This window comes from Cupriavidus sp. SIMBA_020 (genome assembly GCF_046535395.1).
GTDB classification, from domain to species: Bacteria; Pseudomonadota; Gammaproteobacteria; order Burkholderiales; family Burkholderiaceae; genus Cupriavidus; species Cupriavidus campinensis.
Genome location: NZ_JAWRWU010000755.1, coordinates 1 through 266, shown reverse-complemented (window position 1 = coordinate 266; position 266 = coordinate 1). Strand labels below are relative to the sequence as shown.

1 protein-coding gene is annotated in these 266 nt (G+C 64.7%); it reads right to left on the bottom strand.

What is annotated here, in order from left to right; translation table 11 throughout:
- Positions 1 to 243 (bottom strand): YhbY family RNA-binding protein (locus tag SB751_RS31365; protein WP_410749193.1); only part of this gene is annotated, 243 nt, incomplete at its 3' end.
- Positions 244 to 266: the final 23 nt, after the last annotated feature.

Sequence of the window (266 nt, the reverse complement as noted above, 5' to 3'; positions counted from 1 at the left end):
CAGGTGGTGCACCGGGGCGCAGGACAGCGTGTCGCAGATGGTCGACAGCATGGCCTCGCGGGCCTCGCGATCGTCGCCGCCGGCCCGGACCTTGATCAGGCCGTGGGAAGTGAGTGCCAGGTCGATTTCCTTGAGCACGGCTTCGGTCAGGCCGTTGTCGCCGATCAGGACGACGGGGCGCAGAGGGTGGGCGGCGGACCGAAGGTCGCTACGCTCACGAGAGGTAAGTTCTAATATAGGCATGCGTGGAATTGTACGGTAATGGC